This is a genomic window from Chelativorans sp. YIM 93263 (assembly GCF_028767125.1).
Taxonomy (GTDB): domain Bacteria; phylum Pseudomonadota; class Alphaproteobacteria; order Rhizobiales; family Rhizobiaceae; genus Chelativorans.
In genome coordinates this window covers 456,136-480,336 of record NZ_JAKCWP010000001.1, presented here as the reverse complement: position 1 = coordinate 480,336, position 24,201 = coordinate 456,136, and the positions used below count along the sequence as shown (strand labels likewise).

The following is a 24,201-nucleotide window of genomic DNA, read 5'->3' as shown; positions in this document are numbered from 1 at the left end:
CCTGCATGTGGGGAACGGTGGAAACGAGTTCAATGCTTCTTTTGTCACGCCTTCGTGAGTCGGGCAAGCGCAGCGCCCAGTTCGTCACCGCCCAGCGGAAGGAGCCGCGGAATCTCGGTAAACAGCAAGGCGGCCGAGATGCGCTTGCTCGGATAAAGCGGCTTCAGAAGCTCCACATAAAGAGCGAGCTGGGCGATATAACCTTCCGGCACGTCTTCAATCACCTCCGGCGCAGGCCGGTTGGTCTTGTAGTCTACGATCAGCACTTCCTTATCGGTAACGGCAAGACGATCGATCTTGCCGCTCACCGCGCGGCGCGCGCCGGCTATCATCAGTTCTCCCATTACCGAGACCTCCGCCCGCGAATCGCTTGAGAAGATCGGGGCGAAGCTCGCATCCTCCAAGACCTTGATGACGGAGCGGCAGGCATTCTCCCGCTCCAGCTGCGTCCACTTTGCACCCACACGCCCGAGATAGCGGCGTACCGCAGCCTCTCGGTCAACAGGCGGGAGTTCGGGCAAGACCTGGAGCAGGCGGTGCACCGCATTACCGCGTTCGAGCGCCAAACCCGGCTGAGATGCGGCATCCAGAACCGGCGAGCGCTTCAAGGCTGCCGGTTCGTAATCGTCCTCGATAAGGGCGCCGGCGCCCGAAGGCGAGAGAGGGCGCGGCAGAGCGGGCGGCGGTGGGAGCGGTTCCCGCAATTCCGTCGGCAGGTCGAATGTTTCCGATTCCATCTCCCCCGTTTCTTCGATGGCAGTTTCCGATACAGGCGTCACCCGGAAGCGGAGCACGGGTGCTTTGAGAGCGGGCTCCTCGATCATTTCTGTACCGGCCTGATCGGAAAATGCCTCGCTGACAAGTGTATGCCAGCTCAGCGGCGCCGGTCCGCGCACCCCGTGATAGCCACTGACGATGAGGCGGTCTTCGGCGCGCGTCATCCCGACATAAAGCAGGCGGCGATACTCTTCTTCGCCCTTGCCCCGGAAATCAGTTTCAAACTGACGGGCGACAGAATTGGCCAGGTCTCTGCCCTGCCGCCAAAGATAGCCGGTCAGGGGCGGACCCTCACCCTTCATCGGAAAGGGCATCAGATTTGGCATGTGACTGTTGCTGACCGGCGCGCTTCCGGGATCCACAAGGAAGACGACCGGCGCTTCCAGCCCTTTCGCCGCGTGAACGGTCATGATGCGGATTTCGTCGCGCGACTGGTCCATTTCCCGCTTAATCTCGGGCGCCGCGCCCTCCAGCGTCGCCAGAACGGATTCCAGGCCGATCAGGCCGGTCTTCTCGGCCGCCAAACAGTAGGAAAGGAACTCATCGAGGATATCGTTCGCCTCATGCCCCAATCGGGCGACAAACTGGCCGCGTGCGCCCTCCCGCGCCGGCGTGCCGGAGAGAAGGCCGGCGTAGAATTCGAAGACGGGTTTGAACGCCGCCTCGGACTGCCATCCGAGAAGAATCTCCAGGATCGAGCTCAGCTTCGCGTCCGTCTGTGCCTTTTCGCGCAAGGTGCCAAACAGGGAAGCGTTGTCTTTGCGCGGCGATGCGAGATCAAACAGCGCATCCTCATCCAGATCAAAAAGAGGGCTTTTCAGAACAGCGGCGAGCGAGAGATCGTCGTGAGGCTGGAGGAGGAAACGCCCAAGCGCCATGAGATCCTTGACCGCTATATGTGCGGTTAGGCGCAGTCGGTCGGCGCCGGCCACCGAGATGCGCCGGTTTTTCAGGCTTCTGGAGAGCGCATGGACGAAACGATCACGTTTTCTCACCAGGATCATGATATCGCCGGGCCGGAGGCGGCGATGCTTTCCCTCCAGCACTTCGCCGTTCTTCAACCAGGTCTCGATTTTTGCAGCGATCACTTCTGCCAGACGCGCGGCAGGGGCAGAAGCGTGGTCTACCGGTTCAGTCCAGTCGTCGGGCTCCTCCACCACCTCAGGACCCAGAGGCGGCCAAATCTCGACGTAGCCGGGGGCGTTTTCGCGTATTGCCTTGTGCTCGACCGGTTCTTCATCGCGCGTCAATCCGCGGCGAGCTTCCTCACGTGCAAAGACCCGGTCAACCGCGCGCAAAACATCTTCGGTCGAGCGGAAGGAGCGCATGAGCCGCACGCGCTCGAAGCGCCCTCCCGAGTGGGGCACGTGTGTTGCGAAGGTAGCACCCGTTTCCGCGAAGGCTTCAGGTTCAGCGCCCTGGAAGGAGTAAATCGACTGTTTTTCGTCACCCACGGCAAAGATCGTGCGATCGACACCCTCGCGCTGACCCTTTCCGGCGAAAAATTCCTCGGCCAGGGCCTGCACGATCCGCCATTGCTGCGGGCTCGTGTCCTGCGCCTCGTCGATCAGGGTATGGTCGATGCCGCGGTCGAGCTTGTATTGAACCCAGGGGCCGACATCCTCGCGGGCGAGGAGACGCAGCGTGCGCATGATGAGGTCGTTGAAATCGAGAAAGCCGCGGGCGCGCTTCAGCTTCTCGTAGCGGGCGATCAATGCATCGGCGATGGCAAGCGCACCGCTCGTAGCCTCCAACATACGGAAAAGCGCCAGCCGGTCGGCCGCTGCGCCAATCGCCTCGACCGCCGCCAGATAGCGCTCGTATATGCCCGGCAAACGGGTCTTCAGCGCCGCCTTGAAGGTCTTTTCCCCATAGGGCTCGCCACTGTCTTTCAGGAAGGCTTTCGCCAGAAACTCCAGCCGGCGAATGGAGTCGGTCTCAGCAAACGCTTGAGATGCAAAAGGAACAATATACTTCAGGACGCTGCGCGCGTCGGTCTCTTCCGCCGCCTGGACGAAAGTGCCGAACTCGGCCGGGCTGAAGCCAGACACAGGCCAGACATCCTGTGCCAGCTTTTCCGCCGTTTCCCCTTCGGAGAAGCCGAACTGCGCAAGAAGGCTCGGATAAGGGCGCTTTTCGTCCCACACGGCATCGATGAACCGGCGCAGATCTTCACGCTTCGCCACGATTTCCGTGAGCAGATTCTGCAACCCAGCTTCACCGCCGCGATCCAGCACCTGGGCGAAGGCATCGGCGAGCGGTCCGTCACGCTCGGCCGCGACACGAGTCAGCAAATCGCGGCGGGCCTCGGCGAAAAGGACCTCCTCCATTTGCGTGTCGAGCAATTCGAAGTGACCTGCAATATTCGCCTCCAGCGGGAATTGATGCAGGATGGCTTCGCAAAAAGCGTGGATGGTCTGGATCTTCAAGCCGCCGGGCGTTTCCAGTGCTCGGGCGAAAAGACGGCGCGCGCGGCTGAGCTTTTCCGGGTCGGGCCGGAAGCCTTCGAGCTTTTCCACTTCGTCCGCGAGCTTCTCGTCCGGCAAGAGGCTCCAGCCGGCCAGGTTTTGAAACACGCGATTGGCCATGTTCGCGGCGGCAGCGCGTGTATAGGTGAGACAGAGAATTTTGGAGGGGTCTGTCCCCTTGAGTAGCAGGCGGATCACCCGGCTTGCCAGCACATGCGTTTTGCCCGATCCGGCGTTCGCCGACACCCAGGCGGAAAGATCCGGGTTCGAAGCCAGCGCCTGGCTACGGAGCGTGTCTTCGGGAATGCGGAAATCTTTCGTCATTCCGTGCCTCCCGAGCCCTCGGCATCACCCCCAGCCGACCATTCCAGCACCCGCGCAAGGTGATCGTAATCACCCTCGACATCGCCTTCCTTGAAGGGAAGGGCGCGGGAGAGATAACCGGTCTCGGTGCGCCCGTAATAGGCAAGCAGCTTCTCCAACCGCTCCCATGCTTCTTCGGCCAGAGCGCTCCCGCTCTTTTCGGAGTTTCTGATCTTGAGAATTGATTCCGGTTCCAGGCTCCCGTTCGCCCGCAGTCGGACATAGCAGAGGTCACCTGGGGTAAGCCCGCCCAAGTCCTTGAAGGCTCCACGGCTTACCAAAGCGGCCTCCAGCGGAAGCTGGGGCGCGAGAAGACGGTGTGCCTGTGTCTTGGAGGGCTGGGAGCCGGTCTTGTAGTCGATAATGTCGGCGGTGCCGTCCAGCCGGATGTCCACACGGTCCGCACGGCCTGACAAACGCTTGCCCGTCGCGCCGACCTCTATAGCCTCGGCACGGATTTCCGCATGGCGCGCGACGATTCTTTCAGCGCGAGCACGCTCCCACTCTATAACCGAACGGGCCGTGCGCTCGAACCGCGGCCACCAGACCGCCTGGATATCGGGGGGCAGGGCGGCTTCGGCGAACAGTTGCCGGCCCGCGGCAACGAGCCGGTCGAGCGCATCGCCAGCACGAGGATCCGCGCCCGATTCGGTGAAAGCCTGCAGGATGTCATGAAAGAGGGAGCCGCGCTCGGCCGCGCCCGGGTCACGGATCAGCGGATCAAGGGGAAGAAGCCGGAGAATGCGTTTGGCATAGACTGCGTAGGGGTCACGTCGCAACGTTTCGATCTCGGTGACGGAGAAGCGTTGCGGGCGTGCTTCGAGCGGCGGTGCGGGGCAGGGGCGTTGAGCAAACGGGACATCGGGCCGCGATTCCAGTGCATGCGCCCAGGCAACGAAGCGGCGCCCACGCACGCGCATGGCTTCCGCCTCTTCCGTGCCCGCACAGGCGGTAAGCCGCTGAAGCCAGCGGGACGCGACGGCTGGTGCGCTTTCGGAACGGGCGGAGCGGCTAAGTACCACCTCCGTCGCGCCGAGCGCCATCATGAAATCATGGGCGGCAAGGCCGATCCGCCGCTCCGGCGGCTCCAACTGCATCTCGCCCTTCATCAGGCGCGACATGAAGCGATCCGAAGCAGGCACTTGCGGCCATGATCCCTCGTTCAGGCCGCCGAGAACCAGGGTGTCAACCGTTTGCAGGCGTGCCTCCAACGGTCCCCAAATGGCAACGCGATGGTCCGCACCGGCGCTCGGCTTGACGATCTCGCCCGCCATGAGCGCGGCGAAAACGTCCGGCCACTCCGCAAGTGCGAGCTCGATGCCTGAGCGGGCTTCCACCAGCTCGCGCAGGAAGCGCGCGAGCGCTTCCCCGGTTTCCCCCCGGTAAAATTCCGTCAGCGTGCCATCCGTATCGCGCGCCAGAGCTTCGACGGATTTGACGGTGGTGTGCGCGAACTGCGAGAGCGCGTCGGCTCCCTTATCCCGCAACCGGCTCAGCGGGGCGATCGCCTCGGCAAGCGCCGAAAGAACCTTTCGCGCGCTATCGATTTCAGCCCTGTTAAACCGTGGCAGCCAAAATGGAGGGCGCTCGATTTCCGTTAGGCGTCGATCGAACAGTTCCATGAGCCCTGCGATATCCGGACGGCCCGTGCCACCGCGCAAGGCGACCAGCTCGATCAACTCCGCCGCCTCGCGCACGTTCTCGCGTGGAAGGCCGAGCCGCAAAAGCGGATGCTTCAGCAGCCCGACAATGGCGACCGGTTCTTCCGGCCGGCAAACCGTTTCCAACATCAAACGCATAAGCGTGGCCGGCGCGGTCTCAGAAAGCAGCCGCCCCCCGGAATCGTCCGCCCGAACGCCAAACCGGCGAAGCTCGGCGGAAACACGGCGGGCAAGCGCCCGGTCGGGCGTAACTAACGCGGCGGTTTTTCCCTCCCGCGCGATGGCATGGCGCAAGGCCGCGGCGATGGCGGCGGCTTCCTCCCGCTCGTTCGCCGCTTCGACCAGGCTGACGCCGGTAAGCGCGCCGTCTGAGAGCACTCTGTCGATCGCCGATCTGTTGGCGGCCCACAGGTCCGTCGTCTCCGCTGGACGCAGTGCCTCGGAAAGCAGCCTGCGCCGGGCAGAAAGCGGGGATGCCGGGGTGGCCACTTCCACAACGTCCTGGCGGGTGATGGCCATCGTTTTGATGAGTTTCTTTAAGCCGAACTGTGGGTGCCCGCAGGCCGCAGGCTCCTCCGTCGCGCCGATCGCTTCCCAAGCGGTCTCATCAAGCTGCAGGTCGAGGCCGGGCAAGACGACCGCGCCCTGACCGAGCCGCGCAATGGTGCCGAGGAGGCGAGCCGTTGCGGGAATGGATCCGGTGGAACCCGCCGCGATCACCGGCCCGCGCGGCGGACTGCGCTTAAGCCTTTCGGCCTCCGCCGCGAGCATGGCATTGCGATGGGCGGCCGGGCTCGAGCGACCCTGTTCGTCCAGAATGGAGGGCCAGGCACTCGTCACGATGCGTAAAAACTCAAGCGTGACCTGCCACCAGCTCGCCAGTTCATCCGGAACAAGCCTGCCGAGCCTGATCCAATCCGCCTCCTCCGTCTCGACCTCATCCATGAGGTCGGCAAGATCGCGCGCGAGCCAGAGGCTGTCTCCGACCGAAGCGGGGACGAGGACGCCTTCCTCGAAGAGCGCGGCAACATGTGCAGGCACACGGCCCTTCCAGGCCTGGACGAGCGCGCCGAGCAACAGGATGCGGTCGAGATTGCCGATGGCTGGCGCATGATCAAGGGAGGCCGTTCCGCCTTCCGACAACAGATCCACCGAATCGGCCTCGAATTCGCCCAAGGGCCGGATCACCGGCAGAATGGCTGAGGCATTGCCAAGCTGCTCTACGAAGATGCTGCGCAGTTCACGCGCGGCGCGTCGGGTGGGAAGGTATATGGTGGCATCGGAGAGGGCCAGAGGATCGCCATCATAGCGGAAACCCGGCACCAGATCTCCCGACAGGAAGCGATCAGCCAGGGTCGGGAGAAACGGCACCCCCGGTGGAATCGAAAAGACGTGCGGTGCCTCGGACCTGTCTTTCATACGGTACCGCTCGGTTCGATCGCGACCTGCGCGCGGGAATACGCCGCCGGCTCGCGCAGAACGCGTGAAACTGCGAGCATCTTTATATGCATTGCCGAATCGCTCTCCCACCTGCACCACGCGAACGCCAGATGATTGTAACCATGGTGGCAGGCCCTGCGGCAAGGGCTGACACAGGCAAATTGCCTCGCGGTGGACAAACCCTGTCAGCCGGAGGCAGCAAGCGCTTCTGCAATGCGTGCATATGCCTGATGGGGCACGGCAATTTCAGCAAGACGTCCATCCCCCTCTTCCCGCAAGGTTATGTGGATAGCCTTGTCGAACACGTCGGGGGCACGCTCAGGCCACTCTATCAGCACGAGTCCGTTGGTCATCGCCTCGGCGAGGCCCAGTTCTTCAAGCTCGCTTTCATCGGATAGCCGGTAGAGATCGAAGTGATGGACGGGGAGGTTCAATGCATAGCTTTGCACCAAGATGAAGGTCGGGCTTGGCACCTCCAGCGAGAGATCATCGGCCAGGGTTCGAATGATCGCGCGGGCGAGTGCGCTTTTGCCCATACCGAGATCGCCTTGAAGCGCGATGACATCGCCCGGTTTCAGCGCCGGTGCCAGCGTCGCCCCCAACCGTTCGGTCGCCTCGTCATCAGGAAGAAAGCGCGCAAGGGGCTTTCGGGTAGACATGGTTCATTCCGCAGCGGCGCGGATACTCGCCGGCGTCAGCGGCAGAAAACATTTCACCGCCGTGCCGCGGCCTTCTCCGGTTTCGATTTCCACCTTGCCGCCATGAAGTTCGACAAAGCTCTTGACGATAGATAGCCCCAAGCCAGCGCCGCGCCGGCGCCCGCCGCTATTATGTGGTTCGAAGCGTTTGAAAATAGTCTGAAGCACATCGGGCGCGATACCCGGTCCGTTATCGTGGACGCGGAACTCCACACAGTCGCCCGTTTGCCGCGCCGACAGGCTTATACGACCGTTCTCGGGCGCATAATTGGCTGCGTTACTGAGAAGGTTGTAAAGGATTTGCCGAATGCGGTTCTCGTCCGCAAGAAAGCATTCCGGTACATCCTCGACCGCGACATCCAACGTGATGTTGTGCTCACGCAGCCGTTCTGTGACCAGTTCGGCGGCCCCCTCGACCATGGGCGGGATATTCACTTCACTGATGTCCAGCTCCATGATCCCTGCATCCACGGTGGCCAAATCCAGGATGTCGTTGACGACCGTCAACAGGAGCGACGACGAAGAGCCGATGTGATCGACATATTCGCGCTGACGCCGATTGAGCGGGCCTGTGGTTTCCAAAGCCAATAGCTCGGTGAAGCCAATGATATTGGTCAGCGGCGAGCGCAGCTCATAAGAGACATGCTGCACGAAGTCGTTCTTCAGCTTGTCCGCCTTCTCCAGCGCCTCGTTCTTTTCCTTGAGCGCGCGCTCCACATTGGTGCTGTCGGTCACGTCCACGAAAGTGATCATCACTTGCCCGTTCGGGAGGTGAATGATGGCGTAGCCGAGGACAGTGCCGTCCGTCAGTTCGGTCTGGCCCTCCCGGTCACGACGCTCGTCGTCGAACCCAGTAGCGGCGCCAACGAACTCGCCCCAGGGGCTTTCCGGCGCCATCGGATCGCAAGCGGTTTTGAGCTCTGTTATGTGGGTCTCTCGACGGATGAGGTCGTCGGGAACACGCCACAATTTTTGGAACGCCGGGTTCGATAGGCGCAAACGCCCGTCGGGACCGAAAACCACGACCCCTTCCGCGAGATTGTCGAGCGTTTCGCCCTGCACCTGCACCACCGCATTATAGCGGCTTTCCAGATCGATCTTTTCCGTCAGGTTCTCGAAAACCCAAGTCACACCACCCTTGGGTTGCGGACTTGCAATCACGCGCAGTGTGCGGCCATCCGGCAGGTGCCACCAATGCTCCTGCGGCTCCACCACACGGTAGGCCGAGAGAAGCTGTTCTTTCCAGCGTCGCCATTCCGGTTGTTCCGCCAGCTTACCTTCGCTGCGCAAGCGGTCGAGAAAGAGCGCGTTTTCCGGCCCGCTGTCGAGGAAAATGGGGTCGAGATCCCAAAGCTCGCGAAACGCCTGGTTGAAAAACTTGAGCTTCTGATTGGCATCGAAAATGGCGACGGGAGTGGTAAGCTTATCCAGCGTGTCGGAATGGCTGCGCAATGTGCTTTCATACTCGCGCTGAAATGCTTCCAGTTCGCTCGTATCGACGGCAATCCCCGCGCTGCCTTCCCGGCGAGCATAGTCGGTAACCTGGAATACGCGGCGATCACCATCGACAACGGTCGAAACCGCTTCGCTCAAAACGGGTTCGTCGAGATGGCGGCGGGCCATTGCGCTTCGGGCATCGGTCGGCAGGAGCTCTCGACCGTCGCGAACGGCCACTACGGCTTCATTGGCATCGACTGCCCGTGCATATGCCTTATTCACCCATTTCAAGCGTCCGGCCTCGTCGCGGAGCCAGAATGGCATGTTGAGACTGTCAATCAGACCGCGGATGCTGTCACTTTCGATTCGCAGCCTTTCATGGTCGAGTTTCAGCCGCGCATGCTCAGCTTGAACTGCTGAGAGTGCAAGGAAGCGGACCACAGAATGCAGCGCGGATTTCCGCCCCTGAACCTCGAGCAGAACCCCGTCGCGCGTCTCCAACACGAGATCGAAATTGGTTCCGTTATCCCGTAAGTTTGCCGTTGCCCGATCCAGGCGTGATGCGGATTTCGGCATAAGCCAGCGACCAAAGGCGAGAAAGGCACTGCGCTCGAGCGGCGCGCCGCTGTCAGCCGGTAATTCGCCGAAAATCGACGGCTTTTCGCGCCCACCCGGCCAGACAATGGTGCGCTGGTCCTTTAAATTCAGAAGCGCCTCGGAGCGGGAAAGAGCACCCGACAACTCGGCGACACGATCCCGGAGCTTATCGTTTTCCGCAGCGGTGCGCGCGCGCTCGCGGATTAGCCAGATAGCCGAGAGGAGCGCAGCCCCGGTAACGCCCACCAAAATCGAAAAATGTATAACCTCCATGGCACCGATGGATGGAGATGCGCCGGCGCCTTGCTGGGCCAGGGCAGTTTGGGCCGTGACGGACAGACCAGCCAGAGCCGAAACGGATGCGCGCAATCCGCGACCCATTATCCGCTTTCGCGTACTTCCTAGGGTCTGAGGCCCTGCAGCCCCGCCGGAAAACGGGTCCAGCCCCGGCATATTCCTGTTCCTCTCCGCCGCGCGATTTCCAAGACCATGGCTGCGCCAGCTCTCTGATCGGCGCTTTCCTCGAATCACTGTACTGTAACCGTTGGGAGAATCCGCGTGAAGAAGAATGCTCGACAAAAATAATGCCGGATCATGGCTTTATGACCCGGCATCAATATCTTGTGTTTCTCTAAACAAAACTCAGTATCTATAGTGATCAGGCTTGAACGGACCTTGCGGACTCACGCCTATATAGGCGGCCTGCTCGGCGGTGAGCTCAGTGAGTTTCGCGCCAAGCTTGTCGAGATGAAGCCGGGCTACCTTTTCGTCTAGGTGCTTGGGCAGCACGTAGACCTTGTTTTCATACTGGCCCGTGCGCGCCCATAGCTCGATCTGTGCGAGAACCTGGTTGGTGAAGGAAGCGGACATGACGAAGCTTGGATGGCCCGTGGCGTTTCCGAGATTCAGCAAGCGCCCTTCCGAAAGCAGAATGATGCGCTTCCCGTCCGGGAACTCGATCATATCTACCTGCGGCTTGATGTTGGTCCATTTAAGATTGCGCAGGGAGGAGACCTCGATCTCATTATCGAAATGGCCGATATTGCCGAGGATCGCCATGTCCTTCATCTTGCGCATTTCATCCAGCGTGACGACATCCTTGTTGCCGGTGGTGGTGATGATGATGTCTGCCGTCGAGGCGACTTCCTCGAGCGTCACCACCTCAAAACCGTCCATGGCGGCCTGCAGCGCGCAGATCGGATCCGCCTCGGTGACCTTTACGCGGGCACCGGCCCCGGCTAACGACTGGGCCGAACCCTTGCCGACATCGCCATATCCGCAGACGACGGCGACCTTGCCGGCCATCATGACATCGGTGGCACGGCGAATGCCGTCGACCAGGGATTCCTTGCAGCCATACTTATTGTCGAACTTCGACTTTGTGACCGAGTCGTTCACATTGATGGCCGGGAAAGGCAGAAGCCCTTTCTTCTGGAGTTGGTAAAGCCGGTTCACGCCGGTCGTCGTCTCCTCGGTGACGCCGCGAATGGCTTTGCGCTGGCGGCTGAAGAAGCCGGGCGTTTCCGCCATGCGCTTCCTGATTTGCGCGAAGAGAATTTCCTCTTCCTCGTTACCGGGATTCGACAGGACGTCCTCTCCATCCTCGGCACGCGCACCAAGCAGGATATACATCGTGGCGTCGCCACCATCATCCAGAATCATGTTGGAGGGCTCACCATCGGCCCACTGGAAGATCCGGTCCGTATAGGACCAGTATTCCTCCAACGTTTCACCCTTAACCGCAAACACCGGCGTGCCGGTCTCGGCGATAGCGGCGGCAGCGTGGTCCTGGGTAGAAAAAACGTTACACGAAGCCCAGCGCACCTCAGCACCCAGAGCCTGCAGGGTCTCGATCAGTACGGCTGTCTGGATGGTCATGTGCAGCGAGCCGGAAATGCGCGCGCCCTTCAGGGGCTTCTTGTCGCCGAACTCCTGCCGGCAAGCCACGAGGCCCGGCATCTCCGTTTCGGCTATCTCGATCTCCTTGCGGCCCCAGGCAGCCAGAGAGATATCGGCAATGACGTAATCGTCGGCAGCCATATTGCAGCTCCATCTGTCGTGATCTAAGCGCCTTCAACGCGGCACTCTTGGGGACAGGACGTAGCAGATCGTGCGGCAAGCCACAACGATATAAAGAAATCTTTATATCGCTATCAGTTCTCCTCACCGAAACGTGTGGAAATGAGGCGATCAAGCGCGTCCACCAGTTCTTTCGCCTGCGGGCCGCGGGCTGTCACGCGGATGTGGCAGCCCGGGCTTGCCGCAAGCATCATCAGCCCCATGATCGAAGTGCCGCCGACCGAGATATCGTCCTTTTCCACCGTCACGCGCGCATCGTAGCTGTCCACAACCTGCACGAACTTGGCAGATGCCCGGGCGTGCAGCCCGCGCTGGTTGACGATCGTGAATTTGCGGGTGACGACTTCGCCTTCGGTCGTCTTGGAGGTCGGCACGCTCATTTCCCGTTAAGCACCTGACTTGCCACATTGATGTATTTGCGCCCGGCCTTCTGAGCCTCATCGAGCGTAGCGGACATACTATCCTGCGCGCGTATGCTGGAAAGCTTGATCAGCATTGGGAGGTTCATACCAGCCACGACTTCGACACGACCGGGATCCATCACGGAAATGGCGAGATTGGAGGGCGTCCCGCCGAACATGTCCGTCAGAATGACGACGCCGGTGCCCGCGTCAACGCGCGAGACCGCATCGACTATATCGTGGCGGCGCTGCTCCATGTCATCCTCGGCGCCAATGGAGACCGTTTCGAAATTGTCTTGCGGCCCCACCACGTGCTCCACCGCATGGCGGAATTCCTCGGCCAGCCTGCCGTGCGTGACGAGAACCACTCCAATCATCGCCGCCAAACCCCGCCGAACTCTGCCCGCTCCCCGGCAGAGCGCATCTCATCCCTGTTCCCAATTCTGCCTGCACCGCTCAAGGCTGTCACGCCGCCACTCCGTCCAATTAGGCACATGCAGTGTTTATCCCCTGAATGAGTGCACTTTTCCTGCCTCACGACAACAGCGCGGTTTTGTCAATCCAGAATGCATCATAGATGAGCCAGTGCCACGATTTAATCGATTTTACTCGAATCGTCGGCAAATGGCGGCAATCGGAGCCGAGCCGCTATCGCGCGTACGGCGCTTGCCATATCATGCCGGCTGCATTGCAGCGAGGGCAGTGGAACGCCTATGACGACGGCCTCTTCGTCATACTGGAGCCGGGCTGGATGCCCGGAGCCCGGTGCAATCTGCACCACAAGATCGATCACAGCCGCCGGCTCATGCGCAATGGACACAGGACCATAGCCGCGCGCTTCGATCTGCCCGGCGATCGACGGCGCGGCACGGCCTAGGACACGGCCGTTGTGCACACCAAGAAGCACCTGGTCGTCACAGATGAGCCGCGCAAGCCGGCCATACTCCGCACAATAGCGTATGATTTCCAAAGCGAGCGCTGACTTGCCCGCGCCTGACGGACCGGTGATGAGAACGCCGTGCGTGTCCGCAATCACCAGTGTGCCATGGGCGTTCGCCTTCGACACTCATTCCTCCGCCGGCAGGCAAATGGTGAAACGCGCGCCCTTGAACTCGCCCGGTTTTGCGCCCGGAATGTTTTCGGCGGTCAACGTACCGCCATGTGCCTCGATAATCTGTCGGCTGATCGACAGGCCAAGCCCGGAATTCTGACCAAAGGCCTCGCCGGCCGGGCGATCCGTGTAAAAACGCTCGAATATGCGTTCGATGTCGTCAGCGCGAATGCCCGGGCCGTTGTCCTCGATTGTAATGAATATCCGGGGCCCGACGCGTGTTAAGGTAAGCGTGATCCGGCCATCCTCTTCCGGGACAAAGGACCGGGCATTCTCGATGAGGTTGGTGAAAACCTGGCCGAGCCGCAGATCGTGCCCCGAAACGACAAAACTCTGATCGGCTTTGCCTTCCACCTCGAAGCGGATGTCGACCAGCTTCTTCTTCGCGCCTATCTTCCGCGCACCTCCGGCGATTTCGGCAACGAACGACTTGAGATCGATGGGCTCGGAATCTTCACGCGCGAACTCCGCATCAAGACGCGATGCATTCGAGATATCCGTAATTAGCCGGTCGAGCCGCCGCACATCGTGCTGGATCACCTCCATCAGCCGGTCACGCGCATTTTGATCTCTGGCGAGCGGCAGGGTCTCCACCGCGCTACCGAGTGAGGTGAGGGGATTTTTCAACTCGTGGGCTACATCAGCGGCAAAGCTCTCGATGGCGTCGATGCGGGCATAGAGCGCCTTCGTCATGTCCCTGAGCGCGATCGACAGGTTTCCAATTTCATCCTGGCGATGTGAGAAATCAGGTATTTCCTCACGGTTGCGGACGCCCCGGCGAACACGGATAGCCGCGGCAGAGAGGCGCCGCAGAGGATTGGCTATGGTGGATGCCAGGAGCAGCGACAGTATGGCCGTCACCACCGCGGCCACGCCGAAGACTTTCAGGATGGACTTTCGTTCTTCAGCGAGGATCCGGTCGATGTCGCCCTGGGTGGAGAGTTGCAGCACGCCCAAGACGGCGCGAAAGCGTTGCACCGGCACAGCAACGGAGATGATGTATTCACCCTGCTCGCTGCGGCGCACCACGGCGCCGGCTTCCCCCCCCGACAGCGCGGACATGACCTCCTCATAGGCCACGCCGCTGCCACCCGGCTGCTCGCGATCGATCGGCAGATCGTTAGACTGGAAAAATGAGTTGAAGCTATTCTTGAACCAGTCGAACAGGCCTTCGCTTTCCTCGTCTACGGCCGGTAATCCGTAACGAAGAATCTGTCCCCTGGAATAGAGATGCCGAGAATCGAGCAGCAGGTTGGCGTCACGATCATAAATGCGCGCGCGTGTTTCTTCCGGTGTGATGAGCCGGCGCAGAAGGGGGGCGACAATCTCAGGATTGATCGGAAATTCGAGGCTCTCGAGTTGCCCTGTCGCCGGGGGCAGAGACTCGCCCGCCTGCAACTCCAGAAGTCTGTCCGGGTCGATCATGATCGCGTCGGTTTCCACCGTCGCCGACGCGGCGATAGCCCCCGCGATAATCTCGCCCTGGGTCCTGAGACTTTGGGTCTGGGCGTCTATGAGCGCATCGCGGAATTGATTGAGGTATAGAATACCGATTACCAGAACCGCGATCGCGCTGAAATTCAGGATAAGAATGCGGCGCGTGAGGCTGGAAAAAAGAAAATGGCCCAACATACGGCGGAGCGGCAGGGCCAGCCGGTTCAGCAGCCATGCGGCAGGCCGTGCCGGCTTGCTGTTCACTTCAGCCGCCGTGTGCCTTTCTCGCGCCTCAAAGGCCATTCAGATACTTACTCGTTACGCCTCTCGGAAACGATAGCCGACACCATATAGCGTCTCGATCATGTCGAAGTCGCCATCGACCGTCTTAAACTTCTTTCGCAGCCGCTTGATGTGGCTATCGATGGTGCGATCGTCTACATATACCTGTTCGTCATAGGCGGAATCCATAAGAGAGTCGCGACTTTTCACCACGCCGGGACGCTGAGCGAGGGAATGGAGTATCAGAAACTCCGTCACCGTCAGCGTGACGGGCTCGCCCTTCCAGGTGCAGGTGTGGCGCTCCTGGTCCATGACGAGATGACCGCGCTCAAGCGAACGCGACTGCGTATCCGGTATTTTGGTCGTGTTTTCGCGGGCGCTCGCCCGGCGCAGCACGGCGCGGACACGCTCGACCAGGAGCCGCTGTGAAAACGGTTTGCGGACGAAATCGTCAGCCCCCATCTTGAGCCCGAACAACTCGTCGATCTCGTCGTCTTTCGACGTCAGGAATATAACGGGCATATCGCTCTTCTGCCGCAGACGGCGGAGCAGTTCCATTCCATCCATGCGCGGCATCTTGATGTCCAGAATGGCAAGGCTGGGTGGGCGCGCGGACAATCCCTCGAGAGCGGATGCTCCGTCCGTGTAGGTTTCGACCCGATAACCTTCCGATTCCAGCGCAATTGAGACGGACGTCAGGATGTTCCGATCGTCGTCAACAAGTGCGATTGTTGCCATGTCCTGTGGCTCCCTCATAATATGCACGCGTCCCTTTCCTGCTGCTTCGGCAGGGCACTTGCAGGACAAATTGGGTACAAAATGTGGCACATTCTCCGGGCCGAGTCACTCACGTGCTCCCGGTGCGACCGTTTCACGCAAACTGCCGGCCTCCTTGGTGTGCGGGCGTTTCCACGCCGTCCCGACCGTCCATATAACCGATTTAGCAGGATACAAAAATGTTTAAATCGATTAATAATTTGAAATCGTTATGTTTTTCTGCTCCTGACTAGGACACCTGCCATCGAACCCGCTCGGTGCCGGCAGTCCAGCAAGAATGTCAGTAGGGTGATGATTGATGAACGAGACCGACCGGCGCAATCCCGCCACCAGCATCGAAGATAACGGGCTCACGACGCGAGGAACGGTTTATTACAACCTGTCCATATCCCGCCTTTACGAGGAGGCGATCCGGCGCGGTGAAGCTGGACTTTCTGAGCATGGCGCAATCGTCGCGCGGACAGGCACACATACCGGCCGCTCGCCAACGGACAAATTCATTGTCCGGGATGCCGATACGGACAACACCATCTGGTGGGACAATAACAAAGCGGTTTCGCCCGAGCAGTTCGAAACGCTCTACGCAGATTTCAGGCGCCACGCGGAAGAGCTCGACCTTTTTGTCCAGGACCTGGTCGGCGGCGCCGATCCCGACAATGCGCTGCCGACGCGCGTGATCACCGAATATGCCTGGCACTCGCTCTTCATCCGCAATCTCCTGATCCGGCCGAAGCGTGAGGAACTATCGCGTTTCGTGCCCAAGATGACGATCATCGACCTGCCGTCCTTCAAGGCGGACCCGACACGACATGGCTGCCGCAGCGAGACCGTCATCGCCATCGATTTCAAGCGCATGGTGGTTCTGATCGGCGGCACTGCCTATGCCGGCGAGATGAAGAAATCGGTGTTCACAGCGTTGAACTATATCCTGCCGACGCGCGACGTCATGCCGATGCATTGTTCGGCGAATGCAGGCCCGGCTGGTGACGCTGCCGTGTTTTTTGGGCTTTCCGGAACGGGGAAGACGACGCTTTCGGCGGATTCCTCGCGTACGCTCATCGGTGATGACGAGCATGGCTGGGGTGCCGACGGCATTTTCAATTTCGAAGGCGGTTGCTACGCCAAGACCATTCGGCTTTCGCAGGAAGCAGAGCCTGAGATTTTCGCAACGACTCGGCGCTTCGGGACCGTTCTCGAGAACGTCATCCTGGACGAGAACGGCGTGCCGAATTTTGATGACGGCAGCCTGACGGAAAACACGCGCTGCGCCTACCCGCTACATTTTATTCCAAATGCCAGCGAGACCGGGCGCGCGGGACAGCCGAAAAGCATCATCATGCTGACGGCAGACGCCTTCGGCGTCATGCCCCCGATCGCCCGCCTTACGCCAGCACAGGCTATGTACCACTTCCTGTCTGGCTACACGGCGAAGGTTGCGGGCACGGAACGAGGTGTAAACGAGCCAGAAGCCACCTTTTCCACCTGTTTCGGCGCGCCTTTCATGCCCCGTCACCCCTCGGTCTATGGCAATCTTCTGCGTGACCTGATTGCCGAGCATGGGGTTGATTGCTGGCTTGTGAATACGGGCTGGACCGGCGGTGCCTACGGCACGGGTCATCGAATGCCCATCGGTGTCACCCGCAAGCTTCTTTCAGCCGCCTTGGATGGCTCGCTGAATCAGGCGGATTTCCGCACCGATGCCCATTTTGGCTTTGCCGTTCCTGTCGCCGTTCCCGGCGTGGACAGCACGATTCTCAATCCGCGGGAGACATGGGCAGACAAGAGCGCTTATGACAAGCAGGCGCGCCGGCTGATGGAGATGTTCGTCGACAAATTCGCGCGGTTCGAGGCGCATGTGGACAGAGACGTGCTGAACGCTTCGCCGCAGCCCCGTGAAGCCGCCGAGTAGGCTTGTCGGGAACCCTCATCTGTCCCATTCTCTAGGCACGGCGATCCCGTTGGGATCGCCGTGATGCTTTTAATGCGGACAGGACGGCGGGAATGCCTGGGAATAGAATTGAGATTCGGGACGGTATGTTCGTCAACGACGACGAACTGGAGGAGCAATTCGTCCGTTCCTCCGGGCCCGGCGGGCAGAACGTCAACAAGGTGGCGACGGCGGTCCAGCTTCGCTTCGATGCAGCCAATGCCCGGGACCTGCCTGAGCCGGTGCGCGAGAAAGCGCTCAAGCTTGCCGGATATCGGGCTACCAAGGATGGGCAAATCATTATCGAAGCCGCGCGCTTCCGCTCACAGGAGCGCAACCGGGAGGATGCGCGCGAGCGGCTCGCAGAGCTCTTGCGCAAGGCATCGGAGCCACCACCAAAGCCGCGAAAGAAAACCAGGCCCTCGCGCGGAGCGGTTGAGCGGCGGCTGAAGAAGAAAGCCGGTCGCTCACAGATCAAGAGAATGCGCGGCAAAGTGTCTTCCGATTGATTTTTTCGGGTTGCAAAACAAGCCTCCTGACATTCATCCCACGAGAGATGGCGATCAAACGGCTGTCGAGGTTCTATGTTGAGTCTTCCAAACGGCGTTCGGCACGTGCCTGGTTATTTCGACCGGGAGGAGCAGGAGGCGCTTCTTACAGATATCCGGCAGGTGGCTGCCGAGGCTCCGCTTTACGTGCCGCAGATGCCGCGCACGGGCAAGTCGATGAGTGTGCGCATGACCAATTGCGGGGCACTCGGCTGGCTGACCGACAAAGAGCGCGGCTACCGTTATCAGGGGACGCATCCGATTACAGGCAAGCGCTGGCCGGCCATCCCCGAACGGCTGCTTGCGCTTTGGGAGCAGGTATCGCATTACCCCCATCCGCCGCAGGCCTGTCTTGTCATTTTTTATGACAGCTCCGCAAAAATGGGGCTGCACCAGGACCGTGACGAAGAGGTGTTCGACGCGCCGGTGGTCTCCGTTTCACTTGGGGACGCCTGCCTTTTTCGCGTTGGTGGAATGAGCCGCTCGGGGAAGACCGTTTCCTTTCGTCTGGAAAGCGGCGATCTCTTGGTGCTCGGCGGAGAAGGACGACTGCGCTATCACGGCGTAGGACGCATATATTCCGGCACCTGCGACCTTTTGAAAAGCGGCGGCCGGATCAATCTGACGTTGCGGCGGGTGACCGCCCCGGATTAGAGCTTTCGCAGCGCGACTTCCTGAACCAGATGGTTGGTGCCCTTGCGCAGAATGAGATCTGCCCGGGGGCGCGTTGGCAAAATATTTTCGCGCAGGTTCTTAAGGTTGATATTGTTCCAGAGCTGCTCCGCGATCGCCAGCGCGGCATTGTCGGACAATTCCGAGTAGCGATGGAAAAAGGATCTCGGATCCTTGAACGCAGTCTCGCGCAAACGCGTGAACCGTTCAACATACCATTGGTGGATCAGTTCTTCCGGTGCATCGATATAGATTGAGAAGTCGAAGAAATCCGAGACGAAAGGTACCGCTTTGCCGTCGGCTGGCAGATCCCGGGTCTGGAGAACGTTGATGCCCTCGAAAATGAGGATGTCGGGGCGATCGATTGTGACGTATTCGCCCGACAGTACATCATAGGTAAAGTGCGAATAAACCGGTGCGCGCGCATTGGGAAGGCCCGCCTTGATGCCGGAAAGAAAGCGCAGGATCGCGCCGACATCGTAGCTTTCCGGGAAGCCCTTACGCTCCATCAGGCCTTCCCGTCGCAGCACATCGTTCGGGTAGAGAAAGCCGTCCGTAGTGACCAGATCCACCTTCGGCGTCGAAGGCCAGCGCGCCAGAAGCTCCTTGAGCACGCGCGCGGTCGTCGATTTTCCCACTGCAACCGACCCGGCAATGCCGATGATGAACGGCGCTTTCACCGCCTCGTTGGCATCGAAAAAGACCTGGCGCTGACGAAAGAGGATCTGACTTGCCTCGACATGCGCTGACAAGAGCCGCGAAAGCGACAGGTAAATACGGCCGACCTCCTCAAGATCGACCGGGTCGTTGAGCGAGCGCAGCCGCCGCACTTCATCCTCGGTTAGGGTCAGGGGCGTGTCGTCGCGAAACTTTGCCCAGCGCTCAGCGGTGAATAAGCGGTAGGGGGAGTAACGTTCAGACGAAACAAGCTGGTCCATCAGCGATCTTTCCGTATCTGATCCTGGATCCGCCATCCTATTCGGCATTACCGGCCGGCGGATTGCCACGAGCGGTCTTTTCCGCAATGCCCGAGCGGCCAGTGCGCGCTTGCAGTTCAGCCATCACTTCGTCCAGGCCGATATCCGCTGCCTTCAGGACGACAAGCCAGTGATAAAGAAGGTCAGCGCTTTCGGAGATCAACGTCTTGCGATCGCCATTTACAGCCGCAATGACCGTTTCCACGGCTTCTTCGCCAAGTTTTTGCGCAGCCTTGTTCATGCCCTCCGCAAGGAGCTTCGCTGTCCAGGAGTCCGACGCGCCGGAGTCGGCGCGCTCGGCGATAATAGCCTCAAGTCTGGTCAGGTCGAACTCGCTCATGAACGCATCATTATACACGGTCCAGCCGCATGGGAATGCCCGCCTCCGCCATATATCGTTTTGCCTCGCCAATCGTGTAGGTCCCGAAGTGAAAGATCGAAGCAGCAAGCACGGCGGCTGCATGTCCGTTGAGGATACCGCCGACCAGGTGCTCCAGCGTGCCGACACCGCCCGACGCAATGACCGGAACTCGAACGGCATCAGTTATAGCGCGTGTCAAAGCGATGTCGTAACCGGCCTTCGTTCCATCCCGATCCATGGAGGTCAAAAGGAGCTCGCCGGCGCCGAGCGCCGCGACGCGAGCGGCGAATTCGACGGCGTCTATGCCGGTTGCAGTCCGGCCGCCATGGGTGAAAATCTCCCAGCGTTCAGGCTCATGTTCGCTCGAAACTCTCTTGGCGTCGATCGCGACAACGATGCACTGGTTACCAAACTTGTCAGCCGCGCGGGCGACAAACTCCGGATCCCTGACGGCAGCGGTGTTGATGGAAACCTTATCGGCCCCGGCCAGAAGCAGCTTGCGGATATCGGCTACCTCGCGCACACCGCCGCCAACGGTGAGCGGCATGAAACACTGCTCGGCCGTGCTCGCGACGACATCGAAGATCGTCTCGCGGTTTTCGTGACTGGCCGTAATGTCGAGGAAGCAGAGCTCATCCGCGCCGGCTGCATCATAGGCTTTCGCCGCTTCCACCGGATCGCCGGCATCGACGAGATCAACGAAGTTGACACCCTTGACGACACGGCCGTTATGGACGTCCAAGCAGGGAATGACGCGGGCTTTCAGAGTCATTGGCGCGTCTTCCGCAGTGTTTCGAGAGCTTCCACCGGGTCAATGCGCCCGTCATAGAGCGCCCGGCCCGAAATGGCGCCTGCGAGCCTTCCCGCATCAGGCTGCGTCATGCGCTCGATATCGGACATTGAAGCCAAGCCTCCAGATGCGATGACCGGAATATCGACGATGTCCGCCAGGGCGATGGTCGCATCCCAGTTAATCCCGGTGAGCACGCCGTCGCGGTCGATATCAGTGTAGATGATCGCTGCCACGCCTGCGCCTTCGAATCGCTTCGCAAGCTCCGCAGCGGAGAGATCGGAGGTTTCCGCCCAGCCTTCGACGGCTACCTTACCGCGGCGCGCGTCGATCCCGACCGCGATTTTGCCCGGGAATTTCCGGCAGGCCTCGTGCACCAGCTCCGGCTCGCGAACAGCGGCCGTACCCAGGATCACGCGCGTAAGGCCTTTCTCGAGCCAAGCCTCAATCTGAGCGAGGGAGCGGATGCCACCGCCGAGTTGCACCGGGTTTGCCGTCGCATTCAGGATGGCTTCGACGGCAGCACCATTGACGCTGTCACCCGCGAAGGCACCATTGAGATCGACCACGTGGAGCCACTCGAAACCCTGCCTCTCGAAGGTCTTTGCCTGGGCGGCGGGATCGGTGTTGTAGACAGTCGCCTGGCTCATCTCGCCAAGCTTAAGGCGCACACATTCGCCGTCTTTTAGATCAATGGCGGGGAACAGAATCATGGAGTCCACTTCAAGAAATTTGCGATCAGGGCCAGGCCGAGTGTCTGGCTCTTTTCAGGGTGGAATTGTGTGCCGGCAAGATTGCCGCGGGAAACGGCTGCGGTGATCTCACCGCCATAGTCGGTCACAGCCAGGATGTCGTCTGCGCGTTTCGCCGCCAGGTGATAGGAGTGTACGAAGTAAGCGTGGAGGCCATCCGGGCCCGTATCGATTCCGTCGAAGAGCGGGTGGGAATGTTTCACGTGAATCGTGTTCCACCCGATCTGGGGAACCTTCAGGGCGGGGTCGTCGGGTGTGATCTCGGTCACATCCCCGGCAATCCAGCCGAATCCCTCCGTAGTCGTCTTCTCCAATCCACGCTCGGACATGAGCTGCATGCCCACGCAGATGCCGAGAAAGGGCCGGGCTTTGCCGATAGCGGCTTCCTCGATCGCTTCCATCATGCCGGGAACCGCGTCCAGGCCGGCCCGGCAGTCGGCGTATGCGCCCACACCTGGCAGGACGATGCGGTCGGCCGTGCGCACGCGCTCGGCGTCATCCGTGAGATCGATTTGGGCGGAGATGCCGGATTCGCTCGCCGCGCGTTCGAACGCCCTGGTGGCGGAACGCAGATTGCCAGAACCATAATCGATGATGGCGATGCGCACGTTCAGCTCCTCCGCGGATAAACAAGCAGTCCGAAAGATGAGGACGCCTTCGGCCCCTTTCCATGAGGCCGCATGGTTGCCGGAGCACTCGGCGGCGCGGCGGCCGGTCTTTGTTCGGACGTCGGTTCAACTTCCGCCGCATAGCGAAGTTCGGCTTCTTCGCGGTCACGCCCTTCCACGACCCCCCAGACGTTCCAACCACGCCTGCGGAGCGCATTGACACGGAAGTTCTGCGCTTCCACCCCGATGAAGAACGCTAGGAGGAGCGAGAGAAGCGTCCCGAGGCTCGCATGGCCCAGTTGGCCGCCGAGCACAGCGATCGCGATCGTTGCCAGGATGACGAGGATCGCCTCGATCCACATGCGATGCCAGAGAAACCACAGGAACGGCACCAGAAACGCGAAGAAGGCGAACCCATCGCGCACAAGAACGGCCCGTTCCACCCTGTCGGGCGCTTCTGGAGGTTCGAGAACGACGTAGCTTGCCATCTGTCTCAGTCGCTCAACGTGCCTTTGGTCGACGGGATCGCGTCCGGCTGACGCGGATCATGTTCGCAGGCTGTCCGCAGCACGCGCGCGGTCGCCTTGAAGCAGGTTTCCGCAATATGATGAGCATTGGTCCCATAGAGATTCATCACATGCAGAGTAATGCCCGCATTCTGGGCCAGAGCCTGGAAGAACTCACCCACCAGTTCGGTATCGAACGTGCCGACCTTCGAGGAAGGGAAGACCACCTTCCAGACCAGGAAGGGTCGACCGGACAGATCAACCGCGGCGCGCGTCAATGCTTCGTCCATGGCCAGATCGAGAGATGCATAGCGTGTGATGCCGCGGCGCTCACCGAGTGCTTTTGAAATCGCCTGGCCGATTGCGATGCCGCAATCTTCCACAGTATGATGATCGTCGATATGCAGATCACCCTTCGCTGTCACGCTGATATCGATCAGCGAATGGCGCGAAAGCTGCTCCAGCATATGATCGAAGAAGCCGATACCGGTGCCAATCTCAAAACGTCCCTCACCATCAAGATTGACGGAGGCGGTGACTTCGGTCTCGTTCGTCTTACGGGTGATCTCGGCTTGGCGCGCTGCCATGGCATTCCCTCTGCAGGCATCGAGGCTCGCCTTTTAGAGCATGTCCGGGGTGAATGCCAGCCATGCGCACGGGCCCAGGGTGTTTGCATTCTTTTTACCGGGTCTTACATATGGCCTCGAAGTGCCGCCGCAACGGCACCAAGGAGTTCTTCATGAGCGATAATCCATCAATGCATGCCACCACGATCGTCACCGTTCGCAAAGGCGACAAGGTCGTCATCGCCGGTGACGGGCAGGTGAGCTTCGGCCAGACGGTGATGAAGGGCAACGCGCGCAAGGTGCGCCGAATTGGCAAAGGCAATGTTATTGCCGGTTTCGCCGGCGCGACGGCTGACGCCTTCACGCTTTTGGAGCGGCTGGAAGGCAAGCTGGAGCAGTATCCCGACCAGCTCACCCGTGCCTGTGTCGAACTGGCGAAGGACTGGCGGACGGACCGCTATCTGCGCCGGCTGGAAGCCATGATGCTGGTGGCCGACAAAAACGTGACGCTGGCGCTGACCGGCACCGGAGACGTGCTGGAACCCGAGCAGGGAGTGATGGCGATCGGCTCGGGCGGCAATTACGCCCTTGCGGCGGCACGCGCGCTCGTCGACACGGACAGGGATGCCGAAGAGATCGCGCGGCGCGCCATGGAAATCGCAGCCAGCATCTGCATCTACACAAACGACAACATCATTCTGGAAACGCTGGATGCCGGCTGAGGACTATACAGTCGAGTTCGAGCCGGTATCGGAAATTCATGGCGATGCTGGCGCGCCAGCTGGTGGAGCCGAGTGTGCGGCAATGGTGGGCCGACCCGGAAGAAAAACTCGATCTCATCCGCAGTGGGCAGGCCAGCGGCGAGACTAGAGAGAACACGCGCGATTCGCGCTTACGCCAAGGCCAGCTTCATGAAGGTTGACCAGCATCGCAACACCCAGGGCGTCACGGTGCTTATGGAAATGACGC

General features: G+C 60.6%; 22 protein-coding genes. 5 read left to right on the top strand and 17 right to left on the bottom strand.

Going from position 1 to position 24,201, the window contains the following annotated elements:
- Positions 1–44: 44 nt before the first annotated feature.
- The 10 genes from addA to LY631_RS02285 form a co-directional block, all read right to left on the bottom strand.
- Complete coding sequence (addA, locus tag LY631_RS02330; RefSeq protein ID WP_274423498.1) at positions 45–3,569, bottom strand: double-strand break repair helicase AddA; 3,525 nt, start codon at positions 3,567–3,569, stop codon at positions 45–47.
- Positions 3,566–6,688, bottom strand: a complete 3,123-nt coding sequence (addB, locus tag LY631_RS02325) for a double-strand break repair protein AddB (protein ID WP_274423497.1) — start codon at positions 6,686–6,688, stop codon at positions 3,566–3,568. Before addB ends, addA begins: the two co-directional genes overlap by 4 nt.
- Before the next feature lie 206 nt (positions 6,689–6,894).
- Entirely contained in the window at positions 6,895–7,368 is a 474-nt protein-coding gene (gene tsaE / locus LY631_RS02320) for a tRNA (adenosine(37)-N6)-threonylcarbamoyltransferase complex ATPase subunit type 1 TsaE (protein ID WP_274423496.1), read from the bottom strand.
- A 3-nt stretch (positions 7,369–7,371) separates the two neighbouring features.
- A complete protein-coding gene (locus LY631_RS02315; RefSeq protein ID WP_445082821.1) occupies positions 7,372–9,894 on the bottom strand; it encodes an ATP-binding protein in 2,523 nt (840 codons plus the stop codon).
- A gap of 189 nt (positions 9,895–10,083) precedes the next feature.
- Positions 10,084–11,481: an adenosylhomocysteinase gene (gene ahcY / locus LY631_RS02310; protein ID WP_274423494.1), complete on the bottom strand. Its 1,398-nt coding sequence runs from the start codon at positions 11,479–11,481 to the stop codon at positions 10,084–10,086.
- A 113-nt stretch (positions 11,482–11,594) separates the two neighbouring features.
- Positions 11,595–11,900 (bottom strand): HPr family phosphocarrier protein, encoded by a 306-nt coding sequence (locus tag LY631_RS02305; RefSeq protein WP_274423493.1) that lies wholly within the window; start codon positions 11,898–11,900, stop codon positions 11,595–11,597.
- Positions 11,897–12,298, bottom strand: coding sequence for a PTS sugar transporter subunit IIA (locus LY631_RS02300; protein ID WP_274423492.1), 402 nt, complete (start codon positions 12,296–12,298; stop codon positions 11,897–11,899). The genes LY631_RS02305 and LY631_RS02300 overlap by 4 nt, the downstream gene beginning before the upstream one ends.
- 218 nt (positions 12,299–12,516) lie before the next feature.
- Complete coding sequence (locus LY631_RS02295; RefSeq protein WP_274423491.1) at positions 12,517–12,987, bottom strand: HPr kinase/phosphorylase; 471 nt, start codon at positions 12,985–12,987, stop codon at positions 12,517–12,519.
- A complete protein-coding gene (locus LY631_RS02290) occupies positions 12,988–14,769 on the bottom strand; it encodes a sensor histidine kinase (protein WP_274423490.1) in 1,782 nt (593 codons plus the stop codon). It lies immediately after the preceding gene.
- 15 nt (positions 14,770–14,784) lie between these two features.
- Positions 14,785–15,486, bottom strand: coding sequence for a response regulator transcription factor (locus LY631_RS02285; RefSeq protein ID WP_274423489.1), 702 nt, complete (start codon positions 15,484–15,486; stop codon positions 14,785–14,787).
- 337 nt (positions 15,487–15,823) lie between these two features.
- Between LY631_RS02285 and LY631_RS02280 the strand changes: the two genes are divergently transcribed.
- From LY631_RS02280 to LY631_RS02270, 3 genes are all read left to right on the top strand, one after another.
- Positions 15,824–17,434, top strand: coding sequence for a phosphoenolpyruvate carboxykinase (locus LY631_RS02280; RefSeq protein WP_274423488.1), 1,611 nt, complete (start codon positions 15,824–15,826; stop codon positions 17,432–17,434).
- A 92-nt stretch (positions 17,435–17,526) separates the two neighbouring features.
- Positions 17,527–17,961, top strand: coding sequence for an alternative ribosome rescue aminoacyl-tRNA hydrolase ArfB (gene arfB / locus LY631_RS02275; protein ID WP_274423487.1), 435 nt, complete (start codon positions 17,527–17,529; stop codon positions 17,959–17,961).
- A gap of 75 nt (positions 17,962–18,036) precedes the next feature.
- Complete coding sequence (locus tag LY631_RS02270; protein ID WP_274423486.1) at positions 18,037–18,654, top strand: alpha-ketoglutarate-dependent dioxygenase AlkB family protein; 618 nt, start codon at positions 18,037–18,039, stop codon at positions 18,652–18,654.
- Here the strand turns inward: LY631_RS02270 and coaA are convergent.
- From coaA to hisB, 7 genes are read right to left on the bottom strand one after another with little or no spacing between them, the layout of a single operon-like run.
- On the bottom strand, positions 18,651–19,610 hold the full coding sequence (gene coaA / locus LY631_RS02265) for a type I pantothenate kinase (RefSeq protein ID WP_274423485.1): 960 nt from the start codon (positions 19,608–19,610) through the stop codon (positions 18,651–18,653). The genes LY631_RS02270 and coaA overlap by 4 nt on opposite strands.
- 37 nt (positions 19,611–19,647) lie before the next feature.
- On the bottom strand, positions 19,648–19,989 hold the full coding sequence (locus LY631_RS02260; RefSeq protein ID WP_274423483.1) for a phosphoribosyl-ATP diphosphatase: 342 nt from the start codon (positions 19,987–19,989) through the stop codon (positions 19,648–19,650).
- 10 nt (positions 19,990–19,999) lie between these two features.
- On the bottom strand, positions 20,000–20,782 hold the full coding sequence (gene hisF, locus LY631_RS02255; RefSeq protein WP_274423482.1) for an imidazole glycerol phosphate synthase subunit HisF: 783 nt from the start codon (positions 20,780–20,782) through the stop codon (positions 20,000–20,002).
- Positions 20,779–21,513 carry a 1-(5-phosphoribosyl)-5-[(5-phosphoribosylamino)methylideneamino]imidazole-4-carboxamide isomerase gene (gene hisA, locus LY631_RS02250; RefSeq protein ID WP_274423481.1) on the bottom strand — a complete coding sequence of 245 codons (735 nt, stop codon included), beginning with the start codon at positions 21,511–21,513 and terminating at the stop codon, positions 20,779–20,781. The genes hisF and hisA overlap by 4 nt, the downstream gene beginning before the upstream one ends.
- The gene (hisH, locus tag LY631_RS02245; protein ID WP_274423480.1) at positions 21,510–22,160 is read right to left on the bottom strand and encodes an imidazole glycerol phosphate synthase subunit HisH; all 651 of its coding nucleotides are present in this window, start codon (positions 22,158–22,160) and stop codon (positions 21,510–21,512) included. The genes hisA and hisH overlap by 4 nt, the downstream gene beginning before the upstream one ends.
- Before the next feature lie 2 nt (positions 22,161–22,162).
- Positions 22,163–22,648, bottom strand: coding sequence for a DUF2628 domain-containing protein (locus LY631_RS02240; protein WP_274423479.1), 486 nt, complete (start codon positions 22,646–22,648; stop codon positions 22,163–22,165).
- 5 nt (positions 22,649–22,653) lie between these two features.
- Positions 22,654–23,253 (bottom strand): imidazoleglycerol-phosphate dehydratase HisB, encoded by a 600-nt coding sequence (gene hisB / locus LY631_RS02235; RefSeq protein WP_274423478.1) that lies wholly within the window; start codon positions 23,251–23,253, stop codon positions 22,654–22,656.
- A 152-nt stretch (positions 23,254–23,405) separates the two neighbouring features.
- Here hisB and hslV point away from each other — a divergent pair, with 152 nt between their 5' ends.
- Both hslV and LY631_RS02225 read left to right on the top strand, forming a co-directional pair.
- Positions 23,406–23,954 (top strand): ATP-dependent protease subunit HslV, encoded by a 549-nt coding sequence (hslV, locus tag LY631_RS02230; RefSeq protein ID WP_274423477.1) that lies wholly within the window; start codon positions 23,406–23,408, stop codon positions 23,952–23,954.
- Positions 23,955–23,998: 44 nt separating this feature from the next.
- Positions 23,999–24,154: a hypothetical protein gene (locus LY631_RS02225; RefSeq protein ID WP_274423476.1), complete on the top strand. Its 156-nt coding sequence runs from the start codon at positions 23,999–24,001 to the stop codon at positions 24,152–24,154.
- The last annotated feature ends 47 nt before the right edge of the window (positions 24,155–24,201 follow it).

Bases quoted from the DNA above. Each gene is read 5' to 3' on its own strand.
- hisA (WP_274423481.1), bottom strand. From the start codon at position 21,513: ATGATTCTGTTCCCCGCCATTGATCTAAAAGACGGCGAATGTGTGCGC.
- LY631_RS02305 (WP_274423493.1), bottom strand. From the start codon at position 11,900: ATGAGCGTGCCGACCTCCAAGACGACCGAAGGCGAAGTCGTCACCCGC.
- coaA (WP_274423485.1), bottom strand. From the start codon at position 19,610: ATGGACCAGCTTGTTTCGTCTGAACGTTACTCCCCCTACCGCTTATTC.
- arfB (WP_274423487.1), top strand. From the start codon at position 17,527: ATGCCTGGGAATAGAATTGAGATTCGGGACGGTATGTTCGTCAACGAC.
- ahcY (WP_274423494.1), bottom strand. From the start codon at position 11,481: ATGGCTGCCGACGATTACGTCATTGCCGATATCTCTCTGGCTGCCTGG.
- hslV (WP_274423477.1), top strand. From the start codon at position 23,406: ATGAGCGATAATCCATCAATGCATGCCACCACGATCGTCACCGTTCGC.
- LY631_RS02270 (WP_274423486.1), top strand. From the start codon at position 18,037: ATGTTGAGTCTTCCAAACGGCGTTCGGCACGTGCCTGGTTATTTCGAC.
- LY631_RS02285 (WP_274423489.1), bottom strand. From the start codon at position 15,486: ATGGCAACAATCGCACTTGTTGACGACGATCGGAACATCCTGACGTCC.
- LY631_RS02315 (WP_445082821.1), bottom strand. From the start codon at position 9,894: ATGCCGGGGCTGGACCCGTTTTCCGGCGGGGCTGCAGGGCCTCAGACC.
- tsaE (WP_274423496.1), bottom strand. From the start codon at position 7,368: ATGTCTACCCGAAAGCCCCTTGCGCGCTTTCTTCCTGATGACGAGGCG.
- LY631_RS02225 (WP_274423476.1), top strand. From the start codon at position 23,999: ATGCTGGCGCGCCAGCTGGTGGAGCCGAGTGTGCGGCAATGGTGGGCC.
- addA (WP_274423498.1), bottom strand. From the start codon at position 3,569: ATGACGAAAGATTTCCGCATTCCCGAAGACACGCTCCGTAGCCAGGCG.
- hisF (WP_274423482.1), bottom strand. From the start codon at position 20,782: ATGACTCTGAAAGCCCGCGTCATTCCCTGCTTGGACGTCCATAACGGC.
- LY631_RS02240 (WP_274423479.1), bottom strand. From the start codon at position 22,648: ATGGCAAGCTACGTCGTTCTCGAACCTCCAGAAGCGCCCGACAGGGTG.
- addB (WP_274423497.1), bottom strand. From the start codon at position 6,688: ATGAAAGACAGGTCCGAGGCACCGCACGTCTTTTCGATTCCACCGGGG.
- LY631_RS02300 (WP_274423492.1), bottom strand. From the start codon at position 12,298: ATGATTGGAGTGGTTCTCGTCACGCACGGCAGGCTGGCCGAGGAATTC.
- LY631_RS02290 (WP_274423490.1), bottom strand. From the start codon at position 14,769: ATGGCCTTTGAGGCGCGAGAAAGGCACACGGCGGCTGAAGTGAACAGC.
- LY631_RS02280 (WP_274423488.1), top strand. From the start codon at position 15,824: ATGAACGAGACCGACCGGCGCAATCCCGCCACCAGCATCGAAGATAAC.
- LY631_RS02260 (WP_274423483.1), bottom strand. From the start codon at position 19,989: ATGAGCGAGTTCGACCTGACCAGACTTGAGGCTATTATCGCCGAGCGC.
- hisB (WP_274423478.1), bottom strand. From the start codon at position 23,253: ATGGCAGCGCGCCAAGCCGAGATCACCCGTAAGACGAACGAGACCGAA.